A 13,428-nucleotide genomic window follows, 5' to 3' on the forward strand; every position below is an offset into this window, starting at 1 on the left:
AAAAGGTTGTGATCCGGTTTGGATAAACGAATAAAGGGCTGTTTTGTTGATGCTTACTATACTTTCCGGAGTCCATCTAACCCATCCAACCTTGTTCCGGTAATTATTCCTCTTCCGGGGCCCCGGGAATACTGTCTTGTGCCGGAGCTTTTTTGGGTATGGGAGCAGAGGGATCTTTCAGGGTAAAATCCTGTTCAATTTCCCAGTTGGCCTTGATGTCGAGGATTTCCGGGTAATGGCTGACCCTTTCCGGCTGTCTTTTCTCCAGGTAATCGCCTGTATCCCATTTGCCGTTGCCGTTTTGGTCGTAGATAACCCGAAGCAGGTATTTGCCCGGATCGAGATAATTGAAGTCGTAATGAGGCTGCGCTTCTTTCGCAAACACTTCGTCTTTCACCTCTCCTTTTTCCGTGGTTAACTGAATGATTATCGGGAAGGAGTCTACATGGTGAAGGATCATTCTGAGGTTACCGTAATCGGCAAAGCTTTTCGTACTCAGGTTATAACTCAGGGTATCGTTGACCTCACCGAAAAAGTCTTCTATAGCACCGGGCATCAGTAATAACCTATACTTCTCATTGGGCAGTTTTTCCCAGTCCAGCCGGACCATGTTTTTCTTTTTATCGATTTCCTGAGTGAAATTTACCGCTAAGGAATCTTTATTGAGCAGAGAGATTTTTTCCTTGTGTATGGCACTCAGCGGGATGTTGGCTCCTATGGAAAAAGGCTTTTTGAAGGATAGGCTTCCCTTCTGTTCCGCTGATAAGGAGAGTGAATCCTTATAGAGGTCTTTTATTTTTACGGTAAATGTATCGCGGACTACGGCCACAGGATTGGTGACTTTAAAGATCAGAGAATCCGCTTCTATGGGGGTAAACCAGTAATGCATGGTGTCCTTTTCCTTGTCTTTGAGGATCCTGTATCTGAAATCTGCAGGGGGCGAGGGGTGCAGCAGTGTAATATCCAGGCTGTCTGCCGTACCTTCATATCCGAAAATAATACGGTTTTTCGCGGCGAGTGAAGGTCTTGCCGCGCGGTAAAAAGAGTTATCCTTAAAAAGATTTAATCGGTAAACAGAATCCGTAGGGACTTCTATGAAATCTTTTAAAAAGGCTATTTTATCGGTTTTGGGTACATAGGTATTGGTATTGGAATTGTCTTTCAGCCCGATGAGCATATATTTCCCGGCCTTGATATTGGTGATCTGGAAAGTATTGGCGCTATCGAGTGTATTGGTAATATAGGTAGGGACCTGTTTGTACACGATAGAGTCCGTATAGGTAGAATCTATTTCATAAAGCATAACGGAAACGAAATTATCCGGCTTTTTCTGGATGGCATCCGTGATATATCCGTCTACGGTCAGGGAGTCTACATAATCTCCGGTTGAAAACACGTATTTGAAAAAAGAGTAGGGATTCTCTTCATTATTGTCCACTATACTCTGCCCGAAGTTAAAAACATAGGTGGTATTTTCCCGGAGGGTATCGCTGATTTTGATATCTATATATTTGCTGGCACTACCCTGAGGGGTAATCTGGGGTGTTGTTTTCATCGGGGGCGATACGATGAGCTGCTTCTGTAAGTCTTTCAGTTTGATATATTCGTCAAAATAGATGCGTATCTTTTTGGCTTTGAAGTGAATGCTCGAAGTGTCCGGCTCAGCTAATACCATTTTCGGGGGGGTGGTGTCTTTCTCTCCCCCGGTGGGAGAACCCCTTTTGGCACAATTGAGCAGTGTCAAGAAAATAAATAGGAACAATCCTGTATTTAATACCTTTTGTTTCATGTAAACGAACGTATTTATCGCCTGGCAAAGTAACGATTATTTTAAAAATTATACGGTAATAGCCATCGTGGCAACACTTACTTTAACATTCTTGTGTTTTTGCAATGTACGTGTACAGCGTTCCAGTGTAGCGCCTGTAGTGATAACATCATCTACCAGCAGGATGTGACAAGCCGGGAGTTGTATGTCGGGGTTGATGCCAAAGATACTTTCACTTTCCTTCCACCTCGACATTTTGTTTTTGAATGTCTGTCCGCCGGTATCATCGGTTTTTACCAGGATATCCTCGCGATATGCAGCTCGTAGCGCCCCGGCAAGGCATTTGGCGAATCCCGATACCTGGTTGTATCCTCTTTTTCGCTGTTTTTTGGGGTGAAGCGGAACCGGGATCACCATATCAATAGTGTTTCCGAAACCACTTTCGGACAGAAGGTGTCCGTACCACATGCCGAGGAGTGTACCTATATTTTCACGTTTTTTGTATTTGAGGTGATGGATGAGCTGTTGGGTAATTCCTTTTTTATGAAATAGTAAAAAAGCCGTCCCCGATTCTATCTTTACTCTGCCGTAAAACATTTTCTCTACCGGATTCTCCTTGGTCCTGTGGTACCCGGTTTCCGGGAGGCGATGCCTGCATTCCGTGCAGATAACCTGCTCGTTCGGAGACAACCGGGTAGCACATCCCGGACACATTACCGGGAAGAAAAGGTCGTAAATGTCATTCAGAATACGGGCCGGTCGTAGCACTGCTAAAGATTTGATTCTTTCAAATTTAAGTATTACTTCGCAAACAGAACAGAGAAAAGAGCCGGAGCGGTTTTCGGTGAAGTCCGTAACCGTGGTCTTCGTAACAAAAAATAATGGTAAAACGCTCTTTTTTCGATGAGAATGTCTTACGAATTGCCGTTAAAAATTCTATTTTTGCGCTATGGCAAATCAAGATGAACATTTCAAGAAAGTAATTGCTCACGCAAAGGAATACGGCTATATATTCCCTTCGAGTGAAATATACGACGGACTCAGTGCGGTATATGACTATGCGCAGAACGGAGCCGAACTCAAAAAAAATATCAGGGAGTACTGGTGGAAAGCCATGGTACAGATGCACGAAAATATCGTGGGTATCGATGCTGCCATATTTATGCACCCTACAACCTGGAAGGCTTCCGGCCACGTCGATGCATTCAATGACCCGCTGATCGATAATAAGGATTCCAAGAAAAGATATCGTGCCGATGTCCTTGTCGAGGATTACGTAGCGAAGATCGAGGCTAAAATAGAAAAGGAAGTAGCCAAGGCACAAAAGCGTTTCGGCGATTCGTTTGATAAAGAACAGTTCCTGGCTACAAACGGTAGAGTTATAGAATACCAGGAAAGAGCGGATACCATCCTGAAAAGATTGGGGAAGTCCCTGGAAAATGAGGACCTGGCCGATGTACGTGCACTTATCGATGAGCTGGAGATTGCCGATCCGGAGACAGGATCGAAAAACTGGACCGATGTCAAGCAGTTCAACCTGATGTTCGGAACCAAGCTCGGGGCTTCTGCCGACAGTGCTATGGATTTATACCTGCGTCCGGAAACCGCACAGGGAATATTTGTGAACTTTCTTAATGTACAGAAGACGGGAAGGATGAAGATCCCTTTCGGAATTGCCCAGACCGGTAAAGCTTTCCGTAATGAGATCGTGGCACGGCAGTTTATATTCCGTCAGCGGGAATTCGAACAGATGGAAATGCAGTTTTTTGTTCGTCCCGGCGAGCAGAAGAAGTGGTACGAAACCTGGAAGGAGAATCGCCTGAAATGGCATCTTTCCCTCGGAATGGGACAGGATAATTATCGTTTTCACGATCATGAAAAGCTGGCGCATTATGCAGATGCGGCCACTGATATAGAATTCAGGTTCCCGTTCGGGTTCAAAGAGCTGGAAGGTATTCATTCGCGGACAGATTTCGACCTGGGTAACCACGAGAAATTTTCCGGTAAAAAATTACAGTATTTCGATCCGGAACTCAATGAGAGTTACGTGCCGTATGTCGTAGAGACCTCTATAGGGCTTGATCGTATGTTCCTCGCCGTATTCTCTAATGCACTCCGGGATGAAGAACTCGAAAACGGAAGCACCAGGACCGTCTTGAAGATCCCTGCCGTACTTGCACCGACCAAGGCTGCAGTGTTGCCCTTACTCAAAAAAGACGGGCTGCCCGAAGTGGCGCGTAAGATCGTCGACGATCTCAAGTGGGATTTCATGATACAGTACGATGATAAAGATGCCGTGGGGCGTCGTTACAGACGACAGGATGCTGCGGGCACGCCTTTCTGTATCACTGTTGATCACCAGACACTCGAAGACGATACGGTAACTATCCGTCATCGTGATACCATGGAACAGCAGCGTGTTTCTATCTCGGAGCTTCGCGGTATTATCGCACGCGAAACCGATATACGTACGTGGTTGATGCGGATGGACGAAGCGGAAAAAACAGTCTGAACACAATAAAGGGCCCTGTTTGCAGTTATCTGTATATAGTCCCTCTGTTATATATTGTAGAATGTACAATGTCCTGGCTTATTACAGGCCGGGACAGTACGTTCTACAATATTTTTTTATCTTATTTTTTCTCATATTTTCGGGTTTTACAGGGGCTCTGCTTTCTTTTTCCGGTGTACCCGGAGCCGGTTGTTGATAACCATTTTTTCCTTTAACAATTTCGGAAATTCCTGTTTTGTACCTTTAAATTATGGAAAAGGAATCCTATATCAAAGGAAGGGGAGCGCAGGCCAATGTGAAGAACAGGTTCCATGAGATGTCGCATGAAATGCGCAACGACTTCCTCGAATATTGCCGTCTTGAAGGCGAAGAGGCCGATCCGGACAAAACACAGTATCTCAAAGTCTTTCCTAAAACCATAGTCAATAAAGTGGAGAGCCCCGATGTAGGGATGGGATATTCCATGAACCCTTATCAGGGATGTGAACACGGGTGTATTTATTGTTATGCACGAAATAGTCATGAATACTGGGGGTATAGTGCAGGGCTCGATTTTGAACGACAGATACTGGTAAAAGAGAATGCACCGCAGTTGCTGGAAGACAAGATCAGGAGTAAAAGATGGAAAGCGCACCCCATAGTTTTATCAGGAAATACGGATTGTTATCAGCCTGCGGAGAAGCACTTTCAGATCACTCGTAAGTGTCTCAAAGTTTTTCTGAAATACAGGCATCCTGTAGGGATTATAACCAAAAATGCCATGGTTATCCGTGATTTGGATGTGCTCAAGGCTTTGGCCAAAGATAATCTGGTCGTGGTCAATGTGTCGGTCACGTCCTTATCGGAAGAAACCAGAAGGGTTTTGGAGCCCCGTACGGCAAGCATTAAGAAGCGGCTCGAAACCGTGCGTATACTGTCGGAGCATGGCATTCCGGTAAACGTAATGATCGCGCCGATAATACCGGCTATCAACAGTCACGAGATCCTGCCTCTGGCCAGGGCCGCAGCAGAAAATGGAGCTGTTTCCATAGCTCATACCATAGTAAGGCTGAATGGAGCTATAGGAGAAATATTTTCCGAATGGATACGGAAAGCAATGCCCGACCGGGCAGAAAAAGTACTCCGTCAAATAGAGGATTGTCACGGAGGGAATCTCAATGACAGTCGTTATGGCCTGCGCATGACAGGAGAAGGTAAGATTGCGCAGCAAATTCACAGCCTTTTTCAGGTGGCCGGAAAAAAGTACTTTGCAGATACGTCATATCCCCACCTCAATACTTCATTGCACGAAAGTTTTAAAGATGGTCAGTTGAAGCTTTTTTAGAGCGGGCAATCGGTTTTTTCGGCAGTGAGTACGAATGAGCCTTCTTTTCCGGGATTGGTCATGATTTTTGCTTCCTTGTCCGTAATTTCTATCCGTATATCCTGGGTTTCGGTCATTCCTTCCTGGCTGAACGTGTATTTGCCGGATATCACATTATTTTTTATGGTACCGTCAAGGGTGCCGCTCCTCCTGTCTTTTTCGGCAGGAAGCCAGTTGAATATTCCTCTTACCTTTTTCTGGTCTATATGTAGGGTGAGGATGGTAGAGTCCCGTAGAACCCGGTCTTCCAGTTGGATAGCTTTTCCTGTGGATAGAAAGCACAGGTCCATGCTTTCCGGAGGATTCGAAGTTTGTATTTCTTCCTGAAGACTTTTGTCTTGCTTATCTGCCTTTTTTTCATCCTTACACGATAAAAACAAAAGGCAGGCTGCAAGTACCGGTAACATTATATTTTTCATGAATTTTTCGATTTGGTTATACCTGTGCTATATAAAGATAGTGAAAATTACTTTTTCCCGTTCCATTCGGCATAAAACTGTTCGAGGAATATTTCCATAAACTCATGTCTTTGCTGCGCGATTTTTCTTCCGGTTCCGGTATTCATTTTGTCTTTGAGCAGCAATAACTTCTCGTGGAAATGATTGATGGTAGGTGCCGTACTTTTTTTGTATTCTTCCTTGCTCTCATAGGTCCGTGGAGGAATATCCGGATGATACAATGCCCTGTTTTTAAAACCACCGTAATTAAAGGTTCTTGCTATGCCTATGGCACCTATGGCATCGAGCCTGTCCGCATCCTGTACTACATCGAGTTCGGGAGAGCTGAACCCGGAATGACCGTAACTGCTTTTAAAAGAGATGTTCTCTATGATCTTCACTACGTGATCGATGATTTTTTCGGGTACTTCCTGTTTTTCCAGGAAAGACCGTGCAACCCTGGGGCCTATGGTGTCATCGCCATTGTGAAATTTACTGTCTGCAATATCGTGTAGAAGGGCGCCGAGCTGTACTACGAGAAGATCGGTGTCTTCATGTTGTGCGATGAGCAAGGCATTGTTGTATACACGTTCGATATGAAACCAGTCGTGGCCTCCTTCTGCATTAGCCAGTTCGCTTTTTACAAAAGCGATAGTAGCAGGTATAATTTCCGGGTTTTTCATAAAAAATAAAGTGGTAAAAAAAATCCTTTCGTGTTGAAGAAAGGATTTTTGTATATGTTTTTTTTGATTTATCTCGACGTTGCGGGTTCTACCCATTTAAAGATGTGCGACTCCTGCGGTATTTTTATGCGTTCGGAAATGCGGAGCATTCTTTCGGGTAGTTTCATCAGGTAGTCCCTGGCTTTTTCGGCTTCGTCCGAAAGATCGGATATCTTGTCGATCTGCCACTTGGCAATAAGTTTCTGAATGATCTCTACATAGTCGTGAGAAGTGTATACTCCGATTCGTTGTGCCGAATCCGAGAACTGTTCCCATGCCTCACCGAGTTTTTGCCCCGATTCTCTGAGGAAGTGTGCGGGCATGGTGATTTTCTGCTTCATCATATACTGGAAGGCCAGCATCATCTGGCTGGGATCTACTTCAAATATACGTTTTACAAATTCGCTGTAGGCCTGGTGATGTCGCATTTCATCCCCGGAAATGATCTTACACATTTTGGAGAGTCTCATGTTACCGTATTTTTTTGCCAGTTTGGCAACACGGTTGTGAGAGACATAGGTAGCCAGCTCCTGGAAACTGGTGTATACAAAATTCTTATACGGGTCGGTATCGGTACCGATGTCAAATCCGTCATTGATAAGGTGATGTGTGGTACGCTCTACTTCTTTCATGTTTACCCGTCCGGAAAGGTACAGGTATTTGTTGAGAACGTCACCATGGCGGTTTTCTTCTCCGGTCCAGTGTCGTACCCACTTGGACCATCCGTTTCTTTCCACCTGGTCTATGCCTTCCACATCCATGAGCCAAGACTCATAGGTGGGGAGTGCTTCTTCTGTAATCGTGTCTCCGACGAGTACTACCCAGAAATCATAGGGCATTTCCTTGGCCAGTTCTCTCAGTTCCCTGACGTCTTCGAGAAAGTTTTCATTTTCCGAATCCGGCAAAAAGTCACTGGGTTGCCAAATGGTGTCCACAGGGATTAAATATTTATCCACAAAAGTATCGATATCTTTTTCCAGAAGCTGCATAACTTCCAGCCGCACGTTTTTTATAGACATAAATAAATTTATATGATTATTCCTTGTTTTACTGCGTTTTCCGTTCTCTCTATTATTTCGTTAAAAGGAACATTTCGGATGGCAAAAGGTTGTTGTACTGTGAAGGTTACCCGGTTACACAAAGTTAATGGAAAATTACCATTTTTAACAATTTTCCACGAATTATTTATACTTAACGGTACAATATAGGCAGATGTTGCATACTTACAGAGAATTTTCAATCCGTTCTCTGCAAAACGCTTCGGATTCCCGTCCTTGCTCCTGGTGCCTTCCGGGAAAATAACAGCGGAACGGTTGTGTTCTTCGATGTATTCCGCCATCTGCTTTATGGCCGGTAAAGCCTGTTTGGGATCTTTCCGGTCAATAAGAACAGAACCTCCGTGACGCAGGTTGAAAGATACGCTCGGAATACCTCTGCCCAATTCCTTTTTACTGATGAATTTAGGATGGAACTTACGAAGATACCATATAATGGCGGGAATGTCGTACATACTTTGGTGGTTGGCCACAATGATAAGCGGAACACCCTCTGGTATGAGATGACGGTTCTCGAACTCGTATGTTGTGCCCAGAATATTGGTGCAACGAACGAGAAAAAAGTTGAGAATGGAAACACTTTTCTTATGAGCACTATAACCGAAAAGGTTAAGGCATATCCACTGAATCCCATGAAATATCACAAGGCATAGCCCGAAACATACATAGTATAATGCCGAAAGCGGATAGGACAGAATTTTTTTCATAACACAAAATTAGCCAATACGGTTTAGCTGTAGTTGTTTTTTGCCGCAAATATAAGTTAATGAATGTATTGAAGGTTTTACTTCTGGTTTTTTATTCTTTCTTTAACGACCTTTTCATCGATGGCAAGCGATACGGTTGTTTCCTCGGGAACGGGGGAATGGTGTTCGAAGAAAAGGGGCTCTCCGCGGTAAAGGGCTCTTATAAGGTAATGATTTCCCTCAAAATAGCATTCCTTGATCCGTACGCGGAAGCCGGATTTTTCCGTGAGGTGTAACTCATGCGTGTACACCAGTACTCTTTGATTTTCGGGATAACCTGCCTCCGGTACAAGTGCCCGGATCGGAATTTCGTTAACTTCTCCGAAAAGCGATGCGGTGTATCTGCTTTCCGGATTGTTGTAGAGCCTTTCGGGCTGATCTTCCCTGATAATTTTTCCCGCTTTCATCACCAGTGTCTTGTCGGCATGCGATAAAGCATCCACACTGTCGTGCGTGGCAATGATACAGGTAATCTGCTTTTTGCGAAGAAAAGCAAAAAGGTCTCTGCGGAGTTTATTGGTCCGGAAACTGTCGATATGACTGAAAGGTTCGTCTAATAGCAGTATTTCCGGTTTTTGGGCCATAGCCCTGGCCAGGGCCACACGTTGTTGCTGTCCTCCGCTCAGGTTGCCGGGCTTTTCGTCGGCATAGTCCTGTAATTCTACCATGTCGAGAAGTTCGTCTATTCGCTCCGACTTTTCTTTTTTGTAGAAGTTGGACAGGAACTTGCCGATATTATCCCGGACAGATACATAAGGCATAAGATCGAAATCCTGGGCCAGGTATTTCATGTAGGATTCTCCCGGGACAAGGTTATATGCGGGGCCGAGTATCTGCTTGTCTTTCCAGTAGATTTCTCCCTGATCCATGTCGTAAAGCCCGTAAATAGCTTTGAGTAGGGTGCTTTTTCCGGAGCCGCTTTCCCCGATGACCGACACGATTTGTCCGGGTTCGGCGCTGAAACTCAGAGTGTCCAGTACCGGTTTTTCTGTGAACCGGAATGAAATATTTTTAACGTCAAGCATTTTTAACAGATACGAGGGTTTCGGACAAAGATAATGGCTTTGTGTAAACCGGAAAACGGGAATCGTTTTTTTAAGCGCCTTAAAGAAGTGTAATAAAAAAAAGAAGCAGTCGGAGAATCCGGCTGCTCCTGAAATATGGTTTACAGGGTTTTTGCCCTTTTGAGTTTTGTTCAAAAACGAGAGCATGTCCGGGGATGTCGGGTATCGCAATCGGGATCGGGATACCGGGAAGATTTCAGAACCAGGGTTTCTTGCCTACCTGGTAAGTGTTGTAGAACTCTTCGTCGGACTTGGTCAGGTAGATAATTCCTTCGATCAGGCCTATAATACCACCGATGCCACAAAGGAAGGACAACAGGATCTGAATAATCCCTTCTTTGTTGTACCCGAGGATGAACTTGTGAACACCAAAAGATCCGACAACGATAGCTAATACACCTGCGAGAACTTTTTTGTTTTCCTGGCTGTGAACAGTCTGGTTGATACCGTCGTTGAATGCATCGGCACTTTCTCTGGCTTCTTCACCTAAGTCCCTGGCCGCTTTTTTAGCTTCTTCGCCCATTTCCCTGGCTTTGTCCGAAAAGCTCTTTTCGTGTTTGTTTTCTTCGTTCATGATTGAAATTATTTCGGTTTTGAATAAGTTAAAAATATAAAAAAAATCGGTAATGACCATTTTTTTATCCAGCGCAATTTTGCTTTTGCTTCACCGGATCAGAGGTTGTAATAGGATCTGATCTTGTCTGCTATGGTTTGTGCGAGTTTTAATTGACTTTCAAAAGTCCAGCCTGCAACATGGGGTGATAACAGCACGTTGTCCGATTCCAGAAGGTACCGGAAAGCCTCGGGAATACGGTCCTCGGAAAAGAGCGATTCGAAAGAAGTTTTCTCATACTCCAGAACATCCAGTGCGGCCCCGGTTATTTTTTTATCCTGTAAGGCCTTTACCAGGTCTTTGGTAACGACACTCTTTCCTCTTGCCGTATTGATAAACCAGAAAGGTTTTGTAAAACTGTTGATAAAATCGATGTTTATCATATTTTCCGTAAGTTCGGTGAAAGGTGTATGCAGGCTTACGACATCGGCTTCGCGCCGGAATTCGTCGATAGATACCTGTGCTGCATTTTCGTCGCCTACACCCGGGGCTATGTCGTAACAGAGAACTTTGCAGTCGAACCCTCGAAGTTTTCTGGCAAAAGCCTTTCCCATATTACCATACCCTATAATGCCCACTGTTTTACCATCGAGTTCATGCCCCCTGTTAGCCTCTCTAAGCCATTGGCCCTCCCTGATCTCTCGATCGGCTTTATTGAGATTGTTAAAGAGAGACAGCAGCATGCCCAGTGCATGTTCGCCTACTGCATTCCGGTTGCCTTCGGGAGCAGCTATCAGGTGAATGCCTTTGCGCTGTGCGTAATCGCAGTCGATATTCTCCAGTCCTGCCCCTACACGGGCTATAAATTGCAGCTGATGGGCCTTGTCGAGAAAGTCCCGGTCTATTTTAAAACGGCTTCGGATAACAATTCCCTGGTATTCGCCTATTTTTTCTTCGATCTGTGTCCTGGAAGATGTGTAATCTTCATGGTTTTCAAAACCTGATGCTTGCAGTTGCTCCCAAAGAATGGGGTGATTACTGTCTAAGTGTATTATTTTTATTGTTTTCAAGTGTCTCGTTTTTATTGATCCCGGCAGCGGAGTGTTCAAAATTATATTTTTTCGGAAGAATATCGATTAAGATGCTAAAAGAAAATAAATTATAAAGATGTATAACGTCAAAAAATAATTATATTTGCACCCTCCTTTTCGGAAGGAGATTATTTATTAATAACCGGGGTCGGGAACCCCATATAATTAATGTATTATGCCTGTAAGAATCAGATTGCAAAGACACGGTAGAAAAGGCAAGCCTTTTTATTGGATCGTAGCTGCGGACTCCCGCGCAAAAAGAGATGGTAAATTCCTGGAAAAACTCGGAACTTACAATCCCAATACTAACCCTGCTCAGATAGAACTCGATGTGGACGGTTCTGTAAAATGGTTACAAAACGGAGCTCAGCCTTCAGAAACTGCAAAGAGAATACTTTCTTATAAAGGGGTGTTGCTTAAGAAGCACTTACTCGGAGGAGTTACTAAAGGAGCTTTGACACAAGAGCAGGCAGAGGCTAAGTTCGAAGCCTGGCTGGAAGAGAAAACCGGTAAGGTTTCTGAGAAAAGCGAAGGTCTTGCAAAAGCCAAAGAAGAAGCTAAAGCAAAAGCTTTAGAGGCAGAAAAAGAAATCAGCGAAAAGCGTAAGGCAGAAGCTGCTCAAACAGAGACTGCCGAAGAGGAAGTAGCTGAAGAGGCTGCTCCCGAAGCAGAAGTTGAAGCTGCAGCGGAAGCTGGAGAAGAGTCTGCTGAAGAAAACAAAGAAGCTGCAGAGTAGTTAATTTAGAAGGGATGAAGAAAGAAGATTGCTTCTATCTCGGAAAAATTGTTAAAAAATACAGCTTTAAGGGGGAGGTATTGGTGAAACTTGATACCGATGAACCCGATTTGTACGAAAATCTGGAATCAGTGTTCATAGCCATAGGCCATGACCTGGTTCCTTTTTTTATTGAAGAATCGTCCCTGCATAAATCAGACCTTCTCAGGCTGCGTCTTGAAGATGTGTCTACGGAAGAAGAAGCCGATGCACTGATGAAGGCCGAATTATACCTGCCGCTTACGGCATTGCCCAGGCTCTCGGGGAATAAATTTTACTTTCACGAAATAGTGGGGTTCACCGTTAAGGATGCCGATTTCGGAGTAGTAGGCGTGGTAAAAGGTGTCAACGATACTACGGCGCAGGCTCTTTTTCAGATAGACCGGGAAGGAAAAGAAGTTCTTATCCCCATGAATGATGAGTTTATCGAAAAAGTAGACCGTGATACGAAAACGATTCTGGTACGAACTCCTGCGGGACTTATCGATCTGTATTTGTAAATACCCGTACCCGGTATTTTTTCCGAGACCCGGTGATCCCGGGCGATTTGATATTCAGAATAATTAGATATGTCCGACAAGCCATTTCGTTTTAAAGAATTTACCATAGCTCAGGATCAATGTGCTATGAAAGTGGGGACGGATGGTGTGCTTCTTGGTGCATGGGCCGATATTTCGGGGAATCCGTTTTCCGTGCTCGATATCGGTGCAGGGACCGGACTGATTGCCCTGATGCTCGCGCAGCGCAGTAACGCCGAACTGATCGATGCGCTGGAGATCGATGGACCGGCTCATGGGCAATGTGTGGAAAATTTCGAAAACTCCCCGTGGAACGACCGTTTGTTCTGTTACCATGCTTCCTTGCAGGAATTTGCCGAGGAAATCGAGGATTCGTATGATCTCATCGTTTCCAATCCGCCTTTTTATACCGAAAATGTTTCTTCGGGCAATAAGCAACGCGACCTGGCAAGAGCAACTCAGGCACTGTCTTTTACGGATTTGCTGGATGCTGTCGCTGTTCTGCTTTCGGAAACAGGTAGTTTCCATGTAATATTGCCATTCAAAGAAGAATTGGAGTTTAGGGAGATGGCTGCAGCCCGCAGGCTGTATCCCTACAGGATGACAAGGGTTGCAGGAACCGAAGAGAAAAAGAACGACATGAAGAGGTCGCTCCTTTCATTCGCCTTTGGAGCGCAGGACCTGAAATCTGATGAGCTGGTTATCGAAAAAGAAAGACACCGGTATACCGATCGTTATATAGAGCTTACCCGCGACTTCTACCTGAATATGTAGTCTCCTTTCTGTACCGGAACCAAGGTCTGTTTGTTGTTTTTAATATATTT

At 44.6% G+C, this 13,428-nt stretch carries 14 protein-coding genes; 5 read left to right on the forward strand and 9 right to left on the reverse strand.

From position 1 onward, the window contains the following. Positions 1 to 103: 103 nt before the first annotated feature. Positions 104 to 1,789 carry an Ig-like domain-containing domain gene (locus BT112_RS05150; protein ID WP_072316307.1) on the reverse strand — a complete coding sequence of 562 codons (1,686 nt, stop codon included), beginning with the start codon at positions 1,787 to 1,789 and terminating at the stop codon, positions 104 to 106. Positions 1,790 to 1,837: 48 nt separating this feature from the next. Further along, positions 1,838 to 2,536: a ComF family protein gene (locus tag BT112_RS05155; protein WP_245776985.1), complete on the reverse strand. Its 699-nt coding sequence runs from the start codon at positions 2,534 to 2,536 to the stop codon at positions 1,838 to 1,840. 181 nt (positions 2,537 to 2,717) lie between these two features. Here BT112_RS05155 and BT112_RS05160 point away from each other — a divergent pair, with 181 nt between their 5' ends. Both BT112_RS05160 and BT112_RS05165 read left to right on the forward strand, forming a co-directional pair. Beyond that, the gene (locus BT112_RS05160; protein ID WP_072316308.1) at positions 2,718 to 4,280 is read left to right on the forward strand and encodes a glycine--tRNA ligase; all 1,563 of its coding nucleotides are present in this window, start codon (positions 2,718 to 2,720) and stop codon (positions 4,278 to 4,280) included. A gap of 250 nt (positions 4,281 to 4,530) precedes the next feature. Continuing rightward, positions 4,531 to 5,604, forward strand: a complete 1,074-nt coding sequence (locus BT112_RS05165; RefSeq protein WP_072316309.1) for a PA0069 family radical SAM protein — start codon at positions 4,531 to 4,533, stop codon at positions 5,602 to 5,604. Here BT112_RS05165 and BT112_RS05170 read toward each other — a convergent pair. The 7 genes from BT112_RS05170 to BT112_RS05200 form a co-directional block, all read right to left on the reverse strand. Then, a complete protein-coding gene (locus BT112_RS05170) occupies positions 5,601 to 6,062 on the reverse strand; it encodes a hypothetical protein (RefSeq protein ID WP_072316310.1) in 462 nt (153 codons plus the stop codon). The genes BT112_RS05165 and BT112_RS05170 overlap by 4 nt on opposite strands. 47 nt (positions 6,063 to 6,109) lie before the next feature. After that, positions 6,110 to 6,763 (reverse strand): HD domain-containing protein, encoded by a 654-nt coding sequence (locus tag BT112_RS05175; protein ID WP_072316369.1) that lies wholly within the window; start codon positions 6,761 to 6,763, stop codon positions 6,110 to 6,112. A gap of 68 nt (positions 6,764 to 6,831) precedes the next feature. Continuing rightward, positions 6,832 to 7,821, reverse strand: a complete 990-nt coding sequence (locus tag BT112_RS05180; protein ID WP_072316311.1) for an acyl-ACP desaturase — start codon at positions 7,819 to 7,821, stop codon at positions 6,832 to 6,834. A gap of 8 nt (positions 7,822 to 7,829) precedes the next feature. Continuing rightward, positions 7,830 to 8,564 carry a lysophospholipid acyltransferase family protein gene (locus BT112_RS05185; RefSeq protein ID WP_072316312.1) on the reverse strand — a complete coding sequence of 245 codons (735 nt, stop codon included), beginning with the start codon at positions 8,562 to 8,564 and terminating at the stop codon, positions 7,830 to 7,832. A 77-nt stretch (positions 8,565 to 8,641) separates the two neighbouring features. Beyond that, the gene (locus BT112_RS05190) at positions 8,642 to 9,628 is read right to left on the reverse strand and encodes an ABC transporter ATP-binding protein (protein ID WP_072316313.1); all 987 of its coding nucleotides are present in this window, start codon (positions 9,626 to 9,628) and stop codon (positions 8,642 to 8,644) included. 235 nt (positions 9,629 to 9,863) lie between these two features. After that, positions 9,864 to 10,241, reverse strand: coding sequence for a TM2 domain-containing protein (locus BT112_RS05195; protein WP_072316370.1), 378 nt, complete (start codon positions 10,239 to 10,241; stop codon positions 9,864 to 9,866). A 98-nt stretch (positions 10,242 to 10,339) separates the two neighbouring features. Next, the gene (locus tag BT112_RS05200) at positions 10,340 to 11,281 is read right to left on the reverse strand and encodes a 2-hydroxyacid dehydrogenase (protein WP_072316371.1); all 942 of its coding nucleotides are present in this window, start codon (positions 11,279 to 11,281) and stop codon (positions 10,340 to 10,342) included. Positions 11,282 to 11,486: 205 nt separating this feature from the next. Here BT112_RS05200 and BT112_RS05205 point away from each other — a divergent pair, with 205 nt between their 5' ends. The 3 genes from BT112_RS05205 (at position 11,487) to BT112_RS05215 (ending at position 13,378) form a co-directional block, all read left to right on the forward strand. Then, positions 11,487 to 12,047 carry a 30S ribosomal protein S16 gene (locus BT112_RS05205; RefSeq protein ID WP_072316314.1) on the forward strand — a complete coding sequence of 187 codons (561 nt, stop codon included), beginning with the start codon at positions 11,487 to 11,489 and terminating at the stop codon, positions 12,045 to 12,047. 14 nt (positions 12,048 to 12,061) lie between these two features. Then, complete coding sequence (rimM, locus tag BT112_RS05210; RefSeq protein WP_072316315.1) at positions 12,062 to 12,586, forward strand: ribosome maturation factor RimM; 525 nt, start codon at positions 12,062 to 12,064, stop codon at positions 12,584 to 12,586. Positions 12,587 to 12,655: 69 nt separating this feature from the next. Beyond that, positions 12,656 to 13,378 carry a tRNA1(Val) (adenine(37)-N6)-methyltransferase gene (locus tag BT112_RS05215; RefSeq protein ID WP_072316316.1) on the forward strand — a complete coding sequence of 241 codons (723 nt, stop codon included), beginning with the start codon at positions 12,656 to 12,658 and terminating at the stop codon, positions 13,376 to 13,378. Positions 13,379 to 13,428: the final 50 nt, after the last annotated feature.

The sequence above is a fragment of the Sinomicrobium oceani genome (genome assembly GCF_900119185.1).
Classification (GTDB): domain Bacteria; phylum Bacteroidota; class Bacteroidia; order Flavobacteriales; family Flavobacteriaceae; genus Sinomicrobium; species Sinomicrobium oceani.

Bases quoted from the DNA above. Each gene is read 5' to 3' on its own strand.
- BT112_RS05150 (WP_072316307.1), bottom strand. From the start codon at position 1,789: ATGAAACAAAAGGTATTAAATACAGGATTGTTCCTATTTATTTTCTTG.
- BT112_RS05160 (WP_072316308.1), top strand. From the start codon at position 2,718: ATGGCAAATCAAGATGAACATTTCAAGAAAGTAATTGCTCACGCAAAG.
- BT112_RS05165 (WP_072316309.1), top strand. From the start codon at position 4,531: ATGGAAAAGGAATCCTATATCAAAGGAAGGGGAGCGCAGGCCAATGTG.
- BT112_RS05170 (WP_072316310.1), bottom strand. From the start codon at position 6,062: ATGAAAAATATAATGTTACCGGTACTTGCAGCCTGCCTTTTGTTTTTA.
- BT112_RS05175 (WP_072316369.1), bottom strand. From the start codon at position 6,763: ATGAAAAACCCGGAAATTATACCTGCTACTATCGCTTTTGTAAAAAGC.
- BT112_RS05180 (WP_072316311.1), bottom strand. From the start codon at position 7,821: ATGTCTATAAAAAACGTGCGGCTGGAAGTTATGCAGCTTCTGGAAAAA.
- BT112_RS05185 (WP_072316312.1), bottom strand. From the start codon at position 8,564: ATGAAAAAAATTCTGTCCTATCCGCTTTCGGCATTATACTATGTATGT.
- BT112_RS05190 (WP_072316313.1), bottom strand. From the start codon at position 9,628: ATGCTTGACGTTAAAAATATTTCATTCCGGTTCACAGAAAAACCGGTA.
- BT112_RS05195 (WP_072316370.1), bottom strand. From the start codon at position 10,241: ATGAACGAAGAAAACAAACACGAAAAGAGCTTTTCGGACAAAGCCAGG.
- BT112_RS05205 (WP_072316314.1), top strand. From the start codon at position 11,487: ATGCCTGTAAGAATCAGATTGCAAAGACACGGTAGAAAAGGCAAGCCT.
- rimM (WP_072316315.1), top strand. From the start codon at position 12,062: ATGAAGAAAGAAGATTGCTTCTATCTCGGAAAAATTGTTAAAAAATAC.
- BT112_RS05215 (WP_072316316.1), top strand. From the start codon at position 12,656: ATGTCCGACAAGCCATTTCGTTTTAAAGAATTTACCATAGCTCAGGAT.